The sequence below is a fragment of the Arcobacter sp. CECT 8983 genome (assembly GCF_004118855.1).
GTDB lineage: Bacteria > Campylobacterota > Campylobacteria > Campylobacterales > Arcobacteraceae > Halarcobacter.
Window position 1 is genome coordinate 1 of sequence record NZ_PDKF01000015.1, and the last position, 1342, is coordinate 1342.

Genomic DNA, 1342 nt, shown 5'->3' on the forward strand with positions numbered 1-1342 from the left:
TTGATAAGGTCTTCACCGATACTATTTTCATCATAGAACTCAGGGTAAATTTTACTAACAGCATTTCTCCAAGCATCTTTTTGCTCTTCTGTTAAGTGAATAATTTCTAATTTACCAGTTTTTTCAGCATACTCTTTGATTAATTCAAATTGATCGTCATTTAACTGTGCAGCAAACTCTCTTTCTTTTTCAGTAGCTTCTTGCATAGCTTGTTTTACATCTTCTTGTAAATCAGCTGGTAAAGAGTTCCAGAATTTTTGAGACATAACAACTAAATAACCTAAGTAACCGTGGTCAGAAATAGTTAAGTATTTTTGAACTTCATGGAATTTTTTAGTATAAATGTTAGAAATTGGGTTTTCAGCTGCATCAATAACACCTTGTTGTAATCCAGAATAAACCTCAGAGAAAGGCATCATTTGTGGATTAGCACCAACAGCATGGAATTGAGCTTCTAAAACTTTAGAAGACATAATTCTAAATTTTTGACCTTCAGCATCTTCAGGTAAAATTAGAGGTTTAGTAGAAGAAGATAATTGTTTGAAACCATTATCCCAGAAAGATAATGCAACATAACCTTTATCAGTAACCATATCTTTTAGTTTTTGACCAACTTCACCATCTTGAACTCTATGTAAGTGATCAACATCTTTGAATAAAAATGGTAAATCAAATAAAGCTAATTGAGGTACAATTTTACCAAACTTAGAAAATGACGGTGCAGCCATTTGAACAGAATCTAATTTTAATGCTTTTAAAACAGCATTGTCTTTATATAACTGAGAAGATGGGTAAACTTGAACGTCAATTCTACCATCAGATAATTCTTCAAGTCTTTTTTCAAAGTAATCAGCAGCTTTTCCCTTAGGTGTATTAGGACTTACAACGTGTGAGAATTTAAGCACAAATTTTTCAGCAGCAGGCTTAGCCTCAGCAGTTTTAGTCTCCTCTTTGTTGTCCCCACAACCTGTGAATAATAATAGTGATGCAACTGCAACACTTGATACTATCCCTTTCATTGTTTTAGTCATATTTTTCTCCTTTTTTAGTCTATATAAGGATTATAATAAAAAGATGTGTAAGGTTTATGTACATGTGTATTAAATTTGTAAATTTAAGGTAGTTTATAGGTTGAGAAATTTAGACTATCGGAAAAACCGATAGTCTGATAGAATTATTTAGTGTTTAAAGCACCTTTGATAAGGTCTTCACCGATACTATTTTCATCATAGAACTCAGGGTAAATTTTACTAACAGCATTTCTCCAAGCATCTTTTTGCTCTTCTGTTAAGTGAATAATTTCTAATTTACCAGTTTTTTCAGCATACTCTTTGATTAATTC

1 protein-coding gene is annotated in these 1342 nt (G+C 31.7%); it reads right to left on the reverse strand.

The window, feature by feature from the left end; translation table 11 throughout:
• Positions 1–1031: TRAP transporter substrate-binding protein (locus CRV01_RS12910; RefSeq protein ID WP_258238416.1), on the reverse strand; the 1031-nt coding region annotated here is incomplete at its 3' end.
• Positions 1032–1342 lie beyond the last annotated feature (311 nt).